The sequence below is a fragment of the Sporichthya polymorpha DSM 43042 genome (assembly GCF_000384115.1).
Lineage (GTDB): Bacteria > Actinomycetota > Actinomycetes > Sporichthyales > Sporichthyaceae > Sporichthya > Sporichthya polymorpha.
Genome location: NZ_KB913029.1, coordinates 1,174,498 through 1,190,182, shown reverse-complemented (window position 1 = coordinate 1,190,182; position 15,685 = coordinate 1,174,498). Strand labels below are relative to the sequence as shown.

Below are 15,685 nucleotides of genomic sequence, written 5' to 3'. Positions count from 1 at the left end.
TCTGGATCCCACCCGAGCAAGGAGTTCTCGATGACCACGCGCCGGACCGCGCTCGCCGCGGCTGTCCTCCTGTTGGCCGCCGCCGGCTGCAGTTCCCAGAGCGACGACAAGCCAGCGGTGCAGGCCGGCGGGGACGGTTCGTGCGACGGCGTCTCGCAGGGTGTCACCGACACCGCGCTGAAGGTCGGCACCTCGCTGCCGCTCTCGGGCGGCGCGGCGACGGCCGGCAAGGGCTTCGAGGCCGGCCTCAAGGCCGCGGTCACCGAGGTCAACGCCGCCGGCGGCGTCAACGGCCGCAAGGTCGAGCTCGTCGTGCTCGACGACGGCTTCGAGGCCGCCCGGTCCGTCGCGAACGTCCGCCGACTCGGCGAGGAGGAGAAGGTCTTCGCCGTCCTCGGCCCGGCCGGCACCGCCAACCTGCCCGGCAGCTTCTCCTACCTGGAGCGCAAGGGCATGCCGATGTTCGCCCCGGTCCTCCCGCCGGACCCGGACAAGGGCGAGGTGTGGCTGCTCGGCACCGGCCACAAGGACCAGGTGCGCGTGATTCTCGACTGGCTGGCTCAGGAGAAGAAGGTTCAGACCGTCGCGCTGCTGACGCAGGACAACGACCTCGGTGAGGCGTTCGCCGAGGCCGTCGACGAGCAGGCGCCCAAGCACGACATCAAGCTCGTCGCCAACGAGAAGCTGGAGCCGAACTCGACCGACGTCGACTCAGCCATCCTCAAGCTGAAGGCCAAGAACCCCGACGCCGTCATCTCCGGCACCGACAACGCGCAGACCGCACTGCTGCTCAAGGAGGTCCGGGACCTGAAGTGGTCGACGCTGGTCGTCGGCAACTCGTCCTCCGGGGGCCCGGGCAGCCCGAGCACCGTCGGCCCGGCCGGCCCGGCGGCGGAGGGCTTCTTCTCCTCCGCGATCCTCGAGTTCCCGAGCTCGGACGCCCCGGCGGTGAAGAAGTACCGCGACGCGATGAAGGCCGGCGGCGGCGCCGAGGCCGACAACTCCTTCGCACTCCAGAACTACGCCTCCGCGCAGGTCTTCTTCGAGATCGTAAAGCGACTCGGCGACGACGTCTGCTGGGCGAAGTTCCGCTCCGAGGCCGAGAAGCTGTCCGGCTTCGAGACCGGCCTCATCCCGCCGGTGACGTTCGGCCCGCTCCCCGGCGGCCACAGTGGCACCAAGGGCGCCCGGATCGCGCAGTACACCGGCAAGGAGTGGAAAGCCCTGACCGAGTTCCTCGAGCCGCAGGACTGAGCGGGAGCGAGCTGACGGGCCCGCAGCGCGGCGATCGGCATGGCACTCTGAGCGGTATGCGCCGATTTCGCCTGCCGCTGCGGTCCGGGCTCGCCCTCGCGGCCGCCTCCCTCGTCGGAGCGGCGCTCACGGCCCCGGGGAACGCGCAGGCGCAGGACGCCTTCGTCCCCGGGGCCGCCGGCGTCGGGGACTCGTACTTCCCGGGCGACGGCAACGGCGGGTACGACGTCCAGAACTACGACCTCGCCGTGCGGTACGACCCGCTGCCCGGCCACCTCGCCGGGGTCGCGACGATCTCGGCGAGGGCCACGCAGAACCTCGCGCGGTTCAACCTCGACCTGGTCGGGCTGAACGTCCGCAAGGTCACCGTCGACGGGGCCGCGGCCCGCTTCGCGCGTACCGGGCAGGAGCTGGAGATCACCCCGGCCGCCGGTCTCACCAAGGGGCGCACGTTCACCGTCGTCGTCACCTACGCCGGCATCCCCGACCCGACCCTGTCCGGCACCGAGGCCCGCGGTTTCCATCGCACCCTCACCGGGGCGGTGTTCACCGGGCAGCCGCACGTCGCGACGACCTGGTTCCCCGTCAACGACCACCCGACCGACCGCGCGACGTACACCGTCGAGGTCGACGTCCCGGCCGGGCTGACGGCGGTCAGCAACGGCGTCCTCGCCGAGCAACGCAGCGCGGCCGGGCGGACGGTGTGGACCTGGCGCGCCGACGACCCGATGGCGTCCTACCTCGTCGTGCTGGCGGTCGGCGACCTCGAGCTGACGGCGTACACGAAGGACGGCATCCGGTACTGGGACGCCGTCGACCGCATCCTCGGCCCGAACTTCGCGCGCGACGCGCTCGCCCAGCAGTCCACGGTGATCGCGACCCTGGCCGAGATGTTCGGGCCGTACCCGTACGACATCGGCGGCGCGATCGTGCACGCCGCCGCCGCGGAGTTCGCGCTCGAGACGCAGACCCGCCCGGTGTACGCGCCGAAGTTCTTCGCGCCCGGCGGTTCGGGTGTCGGTGTCGTCGTGCACGAGCTCGCCCACCAGTGGTTCGGGGACAACGTCCGCCTCGCGGACTGGCGCAACATCTGGGTGAACGAGGGCTTCGCCTCCTACGCGCAGTGGCTGTACACCGAGCGCACCGGCGGGCAGTCCGCGGCGAAGCGGTTCGCCGAGACGTGGGAGGCGTACGCGGACGACCTCGAGTTCTGGTCGGTCCGCATCGGCGACCCCGGCGCGGAGAACCTGTTCAACGGGGCCGTCTACGTCCGCGGGGCCATGACGCTCCATCAGTTGCGCCAGGTGGTGGGGGATTCGACCTTCTTCCGGATCCTCCGCAGCTGGGCGACCAAGCGCGCCGGCGACGCGGTGACCATCTCCGAGTTCGTCGCCCACGCCGAGAAGGTGTCCGGCCGTGATCTCGGCCGGTTCTTCGACACCTGGCTGTTCACCGGCTCCCGGCCGACGCTGCCCGGCCCGGGCGGCCCGGCGCCGTCCTGACCCCTACTGCGCCAACCACTCCCTGACCGCGCGGGCCTCGTCGGGGGTGACGAGGTCAGCGAGGGAGGCGGCGAGGTCGGCGATCGTCGTCGCCGCGAGCGAGTCCCGCCAGGCCTGCTCGGCCTTCGCCATCACCGCCGCGATGCCGCAGGGGCGCACGCACTGCTCGGGCGAGGCGGCGAACGGGCCGTTCTGCCGGATCTCCGTGCAGCGGAACGCGGGGGCGTCCCCCTCGACCGCGAGGACGACGTCGAGCACCGTGATCTCCGTCGGGAGCCGGTTCAGGACGTAACCGCCGACCCGGCCCTCGGTGGACGAGACCAGCCCCGCGCGGGAGAGTGCCTGCAGGCTCTTCGCGAGGTACGTCCGCGAGACGCCGTGGAACTCCGCCAGGCGTGGCGCCGGCACCGGTCCGTCGGCGCGGCTCAGGACGACGCAGCAGTGGATCGCCCACTCCACCCCGGCGGCCAACTTCACACACGCGAGGGTATCGCGGATTTGTTCTGTCCGTGTTTAGATGGAAACGCAGACAGCAAATATCCGAGTTCACGCCCGGGCCGTCGCCCGAACCGAGGAGCAGTCATGAGGATCGCCGTCGCCGGGTCCACCGGTCTGATCGGTCGCCAGGTCGTCGCGCTGGCGACGGCGCAGGGCCACGAGGTCGTCGGGCTCTCCCCGAGCACCGGGTACGACCTGCTGCAGCCCGCGGGGCTGGTCGAGGCGCTCGCCGGCGTCGACGCCGTCGTCAACGTGACCCAGAGCCCCACCCTGGACGAGCAGGAGTCGACCGAGTTCTTCGTGACGGTCGCGGAGAACCTCGGCAAGGCCGCGAGCGAGGCCGGCGTGCCGCGCACCGTCGTGCTCTCGATCGTCGGGGCCGACCGCAGCCCCGACTACGGCTACTACGTCGCCAAGGTGGCGCAGGAGGAGGCCACGCGCGCCACCGCCCCGGGTGCGCTGATCGTCCGGGCGACGCAGTTCCACGAGTTCGCCGGCCAGATGCTCGGCTGGTTCCGGGACGGGGACGTCACCCGGATCATCGACGTCCCGACCCAACCGGTCGCGACCGACGAGATCGTGAAGCTTTTGCTCGAAGCCGCGACCGGGCAGGTCGACGGCGACGTCGACCTCGCCGGGCCGAAGGTCGAGCGACTGGTCGCCCTGGTCGAGCGGGTCGTCGCCCGCACCGGCGAGCAGGTGCGCGTGGAGGCGGTGCCCGCGCCGGCGAGCATGGCCGGCGGGTCGATGCTCGCCGGTCCCGGCGCGCTCCTGCGCGGGCCCGACTGGGAGACCTGGTTCGCCGCGCAATGACGGTCGCCGGCGCCCGGGTCCGGACACGCAAAGGCACCCACAACGTGGTGGGTGCCTTAACCCACAGCTACAAGTCACCGGCTGGCGGACCTGCTGCCCGAGCTGCGGGTGGGTTGCGGGCTTCCTATCCCGAATACAGGTGTACCCCGGTTTTGCCGATTTAGGACCCGCCACGACCTTTGAATCGGCTTAATTCTTCGCCTCGGGGTGTAACCCCGAGGGGCCGGGCAGGGTTTAACCATTTCCGACGCCGACCGCCAGGCCCCCGAGGAGGCCGCCGAGCCGGATCCGCAGGGGCGTGAAGCGGCCGCCCAGCAGGAGCTGCGGCTGCGCCGCCGCGAGATTCTCCTCGCCGAGCTGGCCGAGGCCCGCGCCCTGCGGCGGCGACTTCATCCCCGCAAGGTCCGCCTGGCCCGGGAGCGGGCTGTCCTGCACGCGGCGACGCTGCGCCGATGACGCCGGCGCCGCTTCCGGCGCAATTCCGCGGCGCTGGGGGTTTCCGGCCCCGGTTCGGTGGGAGTTCTTGCTCACCTGCTCCAGGTCTGTGAGGTTCGGGTGGCTGCCCCCAACGACATGTCCTCCGACGACAAGTCCGCTCCGGTGACCGACGCGTGGGGGATCGACGACCGGTTCCTGGACGCGAGCGGCACTCTGCGCACGATCGCGCCCGAGGTCCTCGAGACGATCCGGGAACGCATCGGCACGCCGCCGGACGACCGTCCGCCGCGGCCGCTGGTCACCCGTCCCGGTGAGCCGGTGCCGGACGGCCACGCCTACCTCGTCCTCGAGGACGGCTCGACGCGCGAGGTGGCGGACTTCTTCCCCGCCGACCTGCCGTACGGGTACCACGCGATGATCGGCTCCGCCGGCCGCGCGCGGCGGCTCATCCTCGGCCCGGGCCGGGCGCACCTGCCCGAGCGGCGGATGTGGGGCTGGGCCGCGCAGGTCTACGCGATGCGGTCCGCGCGCAGCTGGGGGATGGGCGACCTGGAGGACCTGCGCCGCCTGGCGCGGTGGTCGAGCCGTGAGCTCGGGGCCGGGTTCGTCCTCGTCAACCCGGTGCAGGCCGTCTCCCCGACGACGCCGCAGCAGTCGAGCCCGTACTACCCCGCGAGCCGGCGGTTCCTGAACCCGCTGTACCTCGCGGTCGAGAACGTGCCGGGAGCGGCGGCGGTGCCCGAGGTCGAGCACGCCGCGCAGGCCGGCCGTGCGCTGAACGCGGACCCGCACCTGAACCGGGACGAGGTGTGGCGGCTCAAGCTCGGCGCGCTCGTGCAGGTCTGGGCGATCCGACGCCGCGACCCGTGCCCGGACTTCGAGGCGTGGATGCGGACGTCCGGCCCGTCGCTGCACGAGTTCGCGACGTGGTGCGTGCTGTGCGAGGAGTTCGGGCCGGGCTGGCGGTCGTGGCCGACCCCGCTGCGGACGCCGAAATCCTCCGCGGTGACGGCGTTCGCGGCCGGGCACGCCGACCGCATCGAGTTCTACTGCTGGCTGCAGTGGCTGACGCAGCGTCAGCTCAAGGACGCCAGCCGGGGGATCGCGCTGATTCAGGACATGCCGATCGGCGTCGACCCGGGCGGGTTCGACGCGTGGGCGTGGCAGGAACTGCTCGCGGAGGACCTTAGTGTCGGTGCACCCCCGGACGAGTTCAACACCAAGGGCCAGGACTGGGGGCTGCCCCCGTTCGTGCCGTGGCGCCTGGTCGACGCCGCGTACCAGCCGTTCATCGAGACCGTGCGCGCGTCGATGACCGCGGGCGGTGGGCTGCGGGTCGACCACGTCATGGGCCTGTTCCGGCTGTGGTGGGTGCCGGGCGGTGCCTCGCCGACCGACGGCGCGTACGTGCGGTACCCGTCCGAGGACCTGCTCGACATCGTCGCGCTGGAGAGCTGGCGTGCGCAGGCACTCGTCGTGGGCGAGGACCTCGGGACCGTCGAGCCCGGCGTCCGGGAGGCGATGGCCGAGCGCGGCATCCTGTCCTACCGGCTGCTGTGGTTCGAGTCCGACGAGCCGGCGTCCTGGCCGGAGCAGGCGATGGCTGCGGTCACCACGCACGACCTCCCGACCGTCGCGGGGTTGTGGACCGGGTCCGACCTCGACGAGCAACGTCAGCTCGGAATGGACCCGAACGAGGAGGGGACGACGGAGATCCGCGACCGCCTCGCCGCGGGCGCAGGTCTGGCTGACGATGCGTCAGTCGAGGACGCGGTGGCCGGGGCCTACGGTCTGCTCGCCGAGACCCCGAGCCTGCTGCTCACGGTCGCGCTCGACGACGTCGCCGGAGCGGCCGACCGTCCGAACATCCCCGGCGCCGACGGTGGGCGGCCCAACTGGTCGGTCCCGCTGCCGGTCGACCTCGCGCAGCTCGAGCACCGGCCGCTGGTGCGCGAGGTGGTGGAGAAGGTCCGCGCCGCGACGGACCCCCCGGAGCCTCCGGCGCCGGCGTAGGTCCGCCAGAGTGGCGGCATGACCGGTTACGTGACGCCGCTCGGGAGCGCGGTGCTGACGCTGATCGACCCCGACCGTGGGGCCGAGGTCGAGTTCAACCGCTGGTACGAGCGCGACCACTTCTACGGCGGCGCGCTGCTCGGGCCGGGCGTTCTCGCGGGCGGGCGGTTCGTGGCGAGGGCGGTCGAGAAGCGCCACCGCGTCGCCGACGACCCCGACGTCGGCACGCTGCTCAACGCGTACTGGCTCGCCGACGACGGCTCGACCTTCTGGCCCTGGTGCGTGGAGCAGATCCCGGTCCTCATCGCGGCCGGCCGGATGACTGCGCCCGGCAAGGTGAAGCGGGTGTGGTGGCTCCCGGCGCCGTGGGCCGAGGCCTCCGCGGTTGACGGGGTCCCGCCGGCGTTGGCGCTGGACCGCCGGTACCCGGCGGTGGTGCTCGCGCTCGTCTCCGGTGACGCGGATACGTACCGGGGGGTCGCGCGGACGCTGTGCGAGCGGCCGGGCGTCGGGCTCGTCGTCGGCGACGTGCCGCGAGCGGTGAACTTCCGCCACGGTCCCGCCGCGGCCCTGGACGTCGTGCTGGGGCTGTGGTTCCTCACGTCCGCCGAGGCGGCGGCGGAGTTCGGCGTCGTTCACGACGAGGCGGTGACGGCCGCGGGTGCCGATGTCCGCTGGCGCTCGGCCTTCGTCGGTACCGTGCCGGGCACGGACACCCACCTGGACTCGCTGTGGCTGGCGAGCTCGAACCGGGAGGAGAGCTCGACGTGACCGGTCTGCCGCTGGCGTGCACCGTCGAGGTCGGGGAGGGCGTCGAGGCCGCGCTGGCCGAACTCGCCTCGATCGCGGCCGAGGTGCGCCCGACCGACGTCCCGAGCTGGCGGGTGTTCGCACGGTTCGCGGACCGGCTCGCCGGCGCGGCGCCGGAGCTGCACGAGGTCCGGAACGTGACGATCCCGCGGCGCCTCGGGGGGATCGGGCTGCGGGTCTACCGTCCGGCGCCGGGGACGTTGCCGGCGGTGTTGTTCGTCCACGGCGGGTGGTTCTTCTTCGGCGATCTCGAGAGCCACGACACCCTGTGTCGCTCGCTCGCCGCGGCGTCGGGCTGCGCCGTAATCGCCGTGCACTACCGCCGCGGGCCGGAGCACCCGTTCCCCGCGGCCCCGGACGACTGCTTCGAGACCCTGACCTGGATCGCCGACCACGCCGAGGATCTGGGGATCGACCCGACCGCGATCGCGATCGCCGGCGACGGCGCGGGCGGGACCCTGGCGGCGCTGACGGCCCGGCGGGCCCGGGACCAGGGTGGGCCGTCGCTGCGCGCGCAGACGCTGTTGTACCCGGTGCTGACCGCGGAGGTCCCGGACGTCTCGGGGGTCCCGCTGGTGAGCGCGGACCTCGTCCGCTCAGGGTGGTCGATGTACGCCCCCTCCGGCGGTGAGGGCCTCGTCCCGCCGCGGACGGACCTCGCGGGCCTGCCACCGACGCTCGTCGTGACCGCCGAGCACGACCCGTTCCGCGACGACGCCGAGGCCTACGCCGCCGCGCTCGTCGATGCGGGCGTCGAGGCGGCCACCACCCGGTACGACGGCATGGTCCACGGCTTCCTCAGCCTCGCCGGCCCCGTCCCCGCCGCCCGCGACGCCCTCACCTCCGTCGGGACCTTCCTCCGCTCGGCGCTGGGTTCTGACGCCCCGTAACGTCAGCGAGATCGCGCGCTATAGCGCTCGATCCCGCTGACGTTGTGACTGCGTTGGTGACATCTCCAGTGCAGGGCGGGTCAGCGCACCTTCAGCACGATCTTCCCCGTGACCTGGCGCCGGTCGATGGCGAGCAGGCCGTCGAGGGCTTGGTCGAACGGGAGGACGGTAAGGGGTAGGGGCTTGATCGCGCCGTTGGCGTAGAGGGGTTCGAGCTCGGCCCACTGCTCGTGGAGATAGCCCGGGTGGGTCATCCACCACGCACCCCAGCCGGCGCCGCGGACGTCGATGTTGTTCAGCAGCAGGCGATTGACCTTGACCGTGGGGATCTCGCCGGCGGTGAAGCCGACGACGATCAGCCGGCCGCCGGGGCGGAGGGAACGCAGGCTGTCGGTGAAGCGGTCGCCGCCGACGGGGTCGACGACGACGTCGACGCCGGACCCGGTCAGCTCGCGGACCCGGTTCAGCCAGCCGTCGACGAGCACGACGTCGTCCGCGCCGGCCTCGCGGGCGACGGCGGCCTTCGCCTCGTCGCTGACGACCGCGAGAACGCGCCCGGCGCCGAGCGCCGGGGCGAGCCGGAGCGCCGAGACGCCGATGCCGCCGGCCGCGCCGTGGACGAGCACGGTCTCGCCCCGGACCATGCCGGCGCGCTTCGTCAGGACGAAATGGACCGTCAGGTCGTTGAACAGCAGTCCGGCGGCCTGCTCCATCGGCACCGAGTCCGGAAGCCGAAACACCTGCGAGGACGGGATGCACGCGACCTCCGCCATCCCGCGATTGATGCCGAGTGCGACCACGCGATCGCCCGCCGCGAGCCCGCTGTCGGCGGGCGCGGTGCGCACGACGCCCGCCATCTCGCTCCCGAGCGTGAACGGCAGATCGGGCTGGTACTGGTACATCCCGCGGGTCTGCAGCACGTCCGGGAACGCGAACCCGGCGGCGTGCACCTCGATGACGACCTCACCGGGCTCCGGTGTCGGCTCGGCGATCTCGACGATCTCGACCGACTCCGGCCCTTCCAGCTTCGTCACCTGCACGGCACGCATGACCACCCCGTCCTCTCCGCTCGAACGGGATTCTTCCGGCTCAGCAGGCCGGCGTGATCAGCGGGGCGGGGCCGCGTCCAGTGGGGCGGTCGGCCCGGTCTGCAGCTCGGCCCGGTGCGGGAAGTTGACCTCGACCGTCCGCGGCCCGGTGCCCTGCACCGCGACCGCCGCCATGGCGAGCGCGAAGAAGAACGCGCCGACCACGATCACCAGGTGATTGAGCCCCTGGGCGACCGCGACCGCTCGTGGCTGGTGGCGCGCATGCATGGCGGGGAACTACCCCGCACGACAGACCAAACTGATGTGATGCCCGTCACATCAAATGACTGACGGTCAGCGGGCGGTCGTCAGAACGGATCTGACGTTCCGACCGACCGGATCACCTCGTCGGTGCTCCCGTAGTTGGCCAGGGGGAGTGCGCGCAACGCGCGGACGACCTCGATCTCGGCGCCGGCGGTCTGTGCGTACTCGACCAGTCGCTCCTTGCTCGCGGGGAAGTCGGCGGCGTTCAGCGCGTCACGGATCGCCGCGGACGTGGGCAGGGACGGCACGGGCGTGGCCTCCTTCGGCGTCGATTTGCCTCGTCGACCCCCTACCCGGATCGGCGCGCCCTCACCGGGGGGACGTCAGTCACCGAAGGAGTCGAAGCGGATGCGCGACAGCGAGACGCCGCTGATCAGCAGGCGGTCGATGGAATTGCGCACCATCGGTGCCGAGCCGGAGATGAAGACGTCGTGATTGCGCCAGTCGCCGTGCCGGAGCGCGACGTCCACGGCGACCCCTTGCTCACCGGGGAAGTCCGGCTGGTCGGAGATCGCGGGCACGACATTCAGCCATTCGTACGCCCGCGCCAGACCGTTGATCGCGGACAGGTCGTAGAGCTCCTCGACCGTCCGCGCCCCGACGAACAGGTGCACCCGGCGGTACCAGTTCCACCGGCCCATGTCCTCGATGATCGCCTTCATCGGCGCGAGCCCGGTGCCGCCGGCGATGCAAACCAGATCCCGGTCCGACGTGCGGTCCGCGGTCATCGTCCCTGTCGCGTGCCCGATCCGCACCACGTCGCCCGGCCGCGCCTTGCGCACCAGCGCCGTGCTGACCCAGCCCGCGTCCACCTTGCGGACGTGGAACTCGAGCAGGTTGTCCTTGTTCGGTGCCGTCGCCATCGAGTAGTTGCGCCACACCCGCGGCCACCACGGAGTCTCGACCGAGCAGTACTGCCCGGCCTCGTACGGGAACGGCTGATCCGGACGCAGCCGTACGACGGCGATGTCCGACCCGCGCTCCTCGTGCTCGACGATTTCCGCGAGCCACCAGTCGGGCGTGTCGAGCGCCGCGCGCCGCGCGGCCTCGATCATCGTGCGCGCGACCCGCGCGTACGCCTCGACCCACGCGTTCTGCACCTCGGGCGTCCACGCCGGGCCCGCGTAGCGCGCGATCGCGGCGAGCAGCGACCGGCCGAGCGCCTCGTAGTGCGCGGCCTTCACACCGAACTTGCGGTGGTCGCGGCCGAGGCCCGCGAGGAAGCCGTCCAGAAACTCCGGCTGGTCCGATCCCTGCACGATGCGCACGAGCGCGCCGAACAGCCGGTCGCGCTGGAGGTCCATGGCGACCGGGAACAACTCACGCAGCTCGGGGGCCTCCATGAACAGCCGCGCGTAGAAGTACGACGCCACGCGGTCGGCCTCGGGCTCGACAACCGCGAAACTGTCCTTGATCAGGTCTTCGGCCATCCCTCACCTGCGATTGGAGCGGGCGTGATTTTCTACGAGGATAATTGGAAAAATTGAGGCCCGGGTGCCTGGTGGAACATTTGCGATCAAGGGAGCACGGTGGTCTCTGACCGGCGCGGGGCTGTTCTGTCCGCTTTGCGTGGCTTCGGCCGGGCCGTTGCGATCGAGGAGATCGCGGCGCAGCTCGACCTGCACCCGAACACGGTGCGCTTCCATCTGCGCCGCCTGGTCGCGGACGGCCTCGCCGAGCAGGCGACCGACTCCCGGGGCGGCCGCGGTCGGCCCCGGCAGCTGTTCCGGCCGGTGACGCATCGGGACAGCCGCAACTACCTGCTGCTCTCGCGCATGCTCGCGCACGCGACCGCCGAGTCCGGCGACGTCGCCCTCGCCGAGCGCACCGGCGACGCCTGGGGCCAGGCCCTCCTCGCCGAGACCGGCGCGCGCCCGAGCACGCGCGCCAACGCCGGCGACGCCGCCACGGTGGCCGGCCACCTCAGGGAGATCCTGGACTCGATCGGCTTCGCCCCCGAGGTCGCCGTCGCCGACGACGGGCTGCACGTCGACCTGCGCCACTGCCCGTTCCTCGAAGTCGCCCGCGAGCAGCCGGGCCTGGTCTGCGGCATGCACCGCGCACTGATCCAGTGCGTGCTCAACGGCCTCGACTCCGGCCTGCAGGTCACCGAGCTCCGCGCGTTCGTCGAGCCGGGACGCTGCACCGCGAGCATCGCCCGCTGACGCCTGCTCCGGGGCGCCTCACGACCCCCGATGCGCCGCGAGCACTGCCGCGCGCTGATCCTCCGTCAGGTGCTTGACTGCCTCGCGGATCGTCACCCCCGAGGCCCGTGCCGCGCGCGGCAACAGCCAGTCGAAGACCATCTCCGGCCGGTTCCGGGCCGCGTCGCGGAGCACCCACCCGATCGCCTTGCGGATGAAGAACTCACGCTCGTCGAGCATCGCGTCGGCGTAACGGACGAAGCGCGCGAAGTCCCCGCCCCCGCGGCGGAGCGGCACGAGATGTGCCAACAGGGCCGAGCGCCGCACCCAGAAGTCGTCGTCGCCCGCCCACCGGTCCAGCACCGTCGCGGTCTCCGCGTGCGTGTCCGCGATCGGGCCGACGACGTTGCCCGCGAGGCCGTCCACCAGCGCCCACGTGCCCGCGGTGCGGATCATCCGCTCGATCAGCGGCAGGTCCGTCGGGCCGAGCGTCCGGACGTGGTGAACGAGCAGATCCACCGCCACCGCGGAGCACTCGAACGCCGGGTGCGCCCACAACGCCTCGACCAGGTCGACGAGCGCCGCGTGGTCCAGTCGTCCCACGCCCTTCGCGATGCGATGGACGGCCGGCATGCCGGTGCCGTAGTGCTCGCGCGTGCTCTTGAGGTACCGACGCTCGTGGTCCGCGCGGACCGGGTCCCCGACGGCCGCCAGCGCCGCCTCGATCTCGGCAACACTCGCCAACGAACCCACTTACAACCAGCCCGCCAACCGGTCCAGCGCGGTGCGGACGTCGTCGGGCGTCCCCGCGAACGACAGCCGCAGGAAGCGGTGGCCCTCGACGACGTCGAAGTCGATTCCCGGCGCCGTCGCGACGCCGGTCTCGGCGAGCATCCGGTGGCAGAACGCCATCGAGTCCTCGGTGACGTGCCCGACGTCGGCGTAGACGTAGAAGGCGCCGTCCGCCGGCGCGAGCCGTTCCAGGCCCAGCTTCGGCAGCCCGTCCAGGAGCAGCGCCCGGTTCCCCGCGTACCGCGCGACGTTCGCCTCGCACTCGGCGTAGGACTCCTCGGTCAGCGCCGCGATCGCCGCGAGCTGCGAGAGCGCCGGCGCGCAGATCGTGAAGTTGCCGTTGAGCCCGTCCACGGTCCGGCGCAGCCGCTCCGGCACGAGCATCCAGCCGATGCGCCAGCCCGTCATCGAGAAGTACTTGGAGAACGAGTTGAAGACGATCGCCTCGCGGCTCGTCGCCCACGCGCTGCTGTACTCGGGCGCGTCCCCGAACGAGATGCCGTGGTAGATCTCGTCGCTGATCAGCTGCACGCCGTTCGCCTCGCACCAGCTCGCCAGCGCGGCGAGCTCGGCCGGCAGCAGCATCGTCCCCGTCGGGTTCGCGGGCGACGCGACGACGAGACCCTTGACCGGCTCGGCGAGGGCTTCGAGCATCGCGACCGTCGGCTGGAACCGGTCCGCCGGACCCGTCGGCAGCTCGACGACCTCGCACCCGAGCGCGGTCAGCACGTTGCGGTAGCAGGGGTAGCCGGGCCGCGCGATCGCGACGCGGTCACCGGCCTCGAACGCCGCGAGGAACGCGAGCAGGAACCCGCCGCTCGACCCGGTCGTGACGAGGACGTCGTCGGCGGTGACGCCGATCCCGTGCCAGCGGCCGTGGTGCTCCGCGATCGCCGCGCGGAGCTCCGGGATGCCCGGCGAGACCGTGTAGGTCAGCAGGTCGTTCTCGAGGGCGGCCGCCGCCGCGCGGCGCACGGGTGCCGGGGCCGGCGTCATCGGCTGTCCGGCGACGAGGTTGACGACGTCCCCGTGCTCGGCCTGCCGCCGGCCCGCCGCCGCCCACAGGTCCATCACGTGGAACGGCGGGACATTGGCCCGCGCAGCGATCTGGAACCGGCTCGTCACCCGGTCAAGGTAGCCCGCGGGGTGCTCGGTCGAGTTTCCCGGTCGGCGTACCGGATCCCTCGCCGAGCACGACCACGGCGATGCGCGCGGCCTGGCGGAGCGCGAGGGAGAAGATCCCCAGGCAGACCGCGAACCACCTGAGAATTTGCTGGGTAGGCAACCCTGACGCTCGGTCAGATATGGATGGCGTGGCGGCGGCGCACGTGGCGCTCGTCACTTTGTTTACGCTGCGTACAAATTTCGTCGCACAAAGACAGCCATTCGGCGGACACAGAACCCGACCCGTACTCCGGTAACGTCCTCGGCGGTGTGTGCGGCCCTGACGGCCGGGGGCTGCCACGTCCACAGGAGGCTTCGGGATGGATACGGCGCAGCCGGTGCTGCGGCCGATCGAGGGCCCCGACGCCGCTGCCCGGTGCCGCGCCCTGGCCGCCGAGGAGCTCGCCGGGCTCCCGGAGGACCTCATCGCCGACGCCCAGCTCGTCCTCACCGAGCTCGTCACCAACGCCCAGCTGCACGGCGAACCGCCGATCCTGGTCGGGCTCACCGCCCTCGGGGCCGGCGCCGCGCGCGTCCAGGTCGCCGACGCCGGCCGGCGCCGTCTCGTCCTGCCCGCCCAGAGCGACGACGCGATGACCGGGCGTGGACTGGCAGTGGTCGCCGCCCTGGCCGAGTCGTGGGGCGTGGACCCCGACGAGAACGGCGGGAAGGTCGTCTGGGCGGTGCTGCGCCCGGGCTCCGCGGACCGGCCCGAACCGCCCGAGGTCGATCTCGACGCGTTCCTCGACGCCTGGGAGGACGAGACCGAGGAGGCCTTCACCGTCTCCCTCGGCGCCGTGCCGACGCGCCTGCTGCTCGAGGCCAAGCAGCACATCGACAACGTCGTCCGTGAGCTCACCCTCGCCCGGGGCGAGGCGGCCTCCCCGCTGCCGTCCGACCTCGACGCCCTCGTCGACGTCGTCACCGCCGACTTCGCCCAGGCGCGGACCGCGCTCAAGGAGCAGGCCGCCGCGTCCGCCGCGTGCGGGACCCGGCACACCGACCTCGTCTTCGCCCTGCCGCTCACGGCCATCGAGGCGGGCGAGCGGTACCTCACCGCGCTCGAGCAGGTCGACCAGTACGCCCGCAGTGCGCGCATCCTCAACCTCGAGACCCCGGCGGTGCACCAGCTGTTCCGGCGCTGGTACGTGGGCGGCCTGATCTCGCAACTGCGCGCGTACGCCCGCGGCGACCGGCCGGAGGAGCCGGTGCCGTTCGCGGAGGTGCTCGTCCAGGAGGTCGAGGACCTCTCCGTGCTGCGGGAGGCGGCCGCCCGCCTCGACCTGCTGCAGCGCATCAACGCCGCGCTCGCCGAGGTCTCGGACGCCGAGGACATGGCGCGGACGGTCATCGCCGCGGGGGTGCGCGAGCTCGGGGCCCTCGTCGCCCGGGTGTACGTGCGCGAGGGCGACCACCTGCACGCCCTCGGCCAGGACGTGGCCCCCGAGGCCGGGTCCGCGGACTACGACGACGTCCCGGTCCACGCCGGCATCCCGTCGGCGATCGTCTACCGCACCGGCCGGCCGATCGTGGTGCACTCCCTGGCCGAGCTGGCCGAGCGTTACCCGCCGCTCCGCGGGCTGTTCCCGACCGAGCGCGCGCTGCACGTCGTTCCGCTCCAGGTCGGCGAACGCCGCCTCGGGGTGCTCGGGATGGCCTTCCCGCCGAGCAGCCGCTACGACGCCCCCGCGCAGACCCGCTACGTCCGCGCGCTCGCCGACGTCCTCGCCCAGAGCCTCGTCCGCATCCGGACGGACGAGAACGGGTAGCGCCGCCTCATGGCGAAGAAGACGTTCCGCAAGGGCGACAAGGTGACCTGGCAGTCCCACGGCGGCAGCGCGACCGGGGTGATGCTCCGCAAGATCACCTCCGACACCGAGGCGGCGGGCCGCACCGTCCGCGCGTCCCGGGGCAACCCGCAGTACCTCGTGCGGAGCGAGTCCGGCAGCGGCGAAGCGGTGCACAAGCCGTCGGCGCTCAAACGCGCCTGAATCTCCGTCAGATTCGGCGCCCCG

The 15,685-nt window shown here is 72.3% G+C and carries 17 protein-coding genes; 9 read left to right on the top strand and 8 right to left on the bottom strand.

The genetic code is table 11. The annotated features are described in order from the left end of the window. The first annotated feature begins 30 nt into the window (after positions 1-30). Both SPOPO_RS0105890 and SPOPO_RS0105885 read left to right on the top strand, forming a co-directional pair. Positions 31-1,254: an ABC transporter substrate-binding protein gene (locus SPOPO_RS0105890; protein WP_019873864.1), complete on the top strand. Its 1,224-nt coding sequence runs from the start codon at positions 31-33 to the stop codon at positions 1,252-1,254. 56 nt (positions 1,255-1,310) lie between these two features. Continuing rightward, positions 1,311-2,756, top strand: a complete 1,446-nt coding sequence (locus SPOPO_RS0105885) for a M1 family metallopeptidase (RefSeq protein ID WP_019873863.1) — start codon at positions 1,311-1,313, stop codon at positions 2,754-2,756. Between the two features lie 3 nt (positions 2,757-2,759). On the opposite strand, the gene SPOPO_RS0105880 is transcribed toward SPOPO_RS0105885, so the two are convergent. After that, a complete protein-coding gene (locus SPOPO_RS0105880; protein WP_019873862.1) occupies positions 2,760-3,233 on the bottom strand; it encodes an RrF2 family transcriptional regulator in 474 nt (157 codons plus the stop codon). A gap of 105 nt (positions 3,234-3,338) precedes the next feature. Here SPOPO_RS0105880 and SPOPO_RS0105875 point away from each other — a divergent pair, with 105 nt between their 5' ends. Beyond that, on the top strand, positions 3,339-4,067 hold the full coding sequence (locus SPOPO_RS0105875) for an SDR family oxidoreductase (RefSeq protein WP_019873861.1): 729 nt from the start codon (positions 3,339-3,341) through the stop codon (positions 4,065-4,067). 234 nt (positions 4,068-4,301) lie between these two features. On the opposite strand, the gene SPOPO_RS34205 is transcribed toward SPOPO_RS0105875, so the two are convergent. Continuing rightward, positions 4,302-4,502, bottom strand: coding sequence for a hypothetical protein (locus tag SPOPO_RS34205; RefSeq protein ID WP_156869609.1), 201 nt, complete (start codon positions 4,500-4,502; stop codon positions 4,302-4,304). 120 nt (positions 4,503-4,622) lie between these two features. On the opposite strand from SPOPO_RS34205, the gene malQ reads away from it, so the two are divergent. The 3 genes from malQ to SPOPO_RS28000 are packed head-to-tail and all read left to right on the top strand — an operon-like array spanning position 4,623 to position 8,218. Continuing rightward, positions 4,623-6,518 (top strand): 4-alpha-glucanotransferase, encoded by a 1,896-nt coding sequence (gene malQ / locus SPOPO_RS0105865; RefSeq protein WP_211210857.1) that lies wholly within the window; start codon positions 4,623-4,625, stop codon positions 6,516-6,518. An 18-nt stretch (positions 6,519-6,536) separates the two neighbouring features. Continuing rightward, the gene (locus SPOPO_RS34730; RefSeq protein ID WP_019873858.1) at positions 6,537-7,289 is read left to right on the top strand and encodes a hypothetical protein; all 753 of its coding nucleotides are present in this window, start codon (positions 6,537-6,539) and stop codon (positions 7,287-7,289) included. Next, positions 7,286-8,218 carry an alpha/beta hydrolase gene (locus tag SPOPO_RS28000; protein ID WP_019873857.1) on the top strand — a complete coding sequence of 311 codons (933 nt, stop codon included), beginning with the start codon at positions 7,286-7,288 and terminating at the stop codon, positions 8,216-8,218. The genes SPOPO_RS34730 and SPOPO_RS28000 overlap by 4 nt, the downstream gene beginning before the upstream one ends. Positions 8,219-8,298: 80 nt before the next feature. Here SPOPO_RS28000 and SPOPO_RS0105850 read toward each other — a convergent pair whose 3' ends face one another. The 4 genes from SPOPO_RS0105850 to SPOPO_RS0105835 all read right to left on the bottom strand — a co-directional run bounded on the left by SPOPO_RS0105850 (position 8,299) and on the right by SPOPO_RS0105835 (position 11,000). Next, positions 8,299-9,267 carry an NADPH:quinone oxidoreductase family protein gene (locus SPOPO_RS0105850; protein WP_028984551.1) on the bottom strand — a complete coding sequence of 323 codons (969 nt, stop codon included), beginning with the start codon at positions 9,265-9,267 and terminating at the stop codon, positions 8,299-8,301. A gap of 57 nt (positions 9,268-9,324) precedes the next feature. Continuing rightward, positions 9,325-9,534, bottom strand: a complete 210-nt coding sequence (locus SPOPO_RS34200; protein WP_156869605.1) for a hypothetical protein — start codon at positions 9,532-9,534, stop codon at positions 9,325-9,327. Positions 9,535-9,614: 80 nt separating this feature from the next. Further along, positions 9,615-9,818 carry a DUF2795 domain-containing protein gene (locus SPOPO_RS27995; protein WP_019873854.1) on the bottom strand — a complete coding sequence of 68 codons (204 nt, stop codon included), beginning with the start codon at positions 9,816-9,818 and terminating at the stop codon, positions 9,615-9,617. 75 nt (positions 9,819-9,893) lie between these two features. Further along, the gene (locus SPOPO_RS0105835) at positions 9,894-11,000 is read right to left on the bottom strand and encodes a globin domain-containing protein (RefSeq protein ID WP_019873853.1); all 1,107 of its coding nucleotides are present in this window, start codon (positions 10,998-11,000) and stop codon (positions 9,894-9,896) included. Positions 11,001-11,099: 99 nt separating this feature from the next. Between SPOPO_RS0105835 and SPOPO_RS0105830 the strand changes: the two genes are divergently transcribed. Continuing rightward, positions 11,100-11,735 carry a helix-turn-helix transcriptional regulator gene (locus SPOPO_RS0105830; protein ID WP_169577164.1) on the top strand — a complete coding sequence of 212 codons (636 nt, stop codon included), beginning with the start codon at positions 11,100-11,102 and terminating at the stop codon, positions 11,733-11,735. Between the two features lie 18 nt (positions 11,736-11,753). Here the strand turns inward: SPOPO_RS0105830 and SPOPO_RS0105825 are convergent, their stop codons facing one another. Further along, a complete protein-coding gene (locus SPOPO_RS0105825; RefSeq protein ID WP_019873851.1) occupies positions 11,754-12,467 on the bottom strand; it encodes a DNA alkylation repair protein in 714 nt (237 codons plus the stop codon). Then, positions 12,468-13,631, bottom strand: coding sequence for an aminotransferase class I/II-fold pyridoxal phosphate-dependent enzyme (locus SPOPO_RS0105820; protein ID WP_019873850.1), 1,164 nt, complete (start codon positions 13,629-13,631; stop codon positions 12,468-12,470). 359 nt (positions 13,632-13,990) lie between these two features. Between SPOPO_RS0105820 and SPOPO_RS0105815 the strand changes: the two genes are divergently transcribed. Both SPOPO_RS0105815 and SPOPO_RS0105810 read left to right on the top strand, forming a co-directional pair. Beyond that, the gene (locus tag SPOPO_RS0105815) at positions 13,991-15,439 is read left to right on the top strand and encodes a GAF domain-containing protein (RefSeq protein WP_019873849.1); all 1,449 of its coding nucleotides are present in this window, start codon (positions 13,991-13,993) and stop codon (positions 15,437-15,439) included. A gap of 9 nt (positions 15,440-15,448) precedes the next feature. Beyond that, positions 15,449-15,661, top strand: a complete 213-nt coding sequence (locus SPOPO_RS0105810; protein ID WP_019873848.1) for a hypervirulence associated TUDOR domain-containing protein — start codon at positions 15,449-15,451, stop codon at positions 15,659-15,661. Positions 15,662-15,685: the final 24 nt, after the last annotated feature.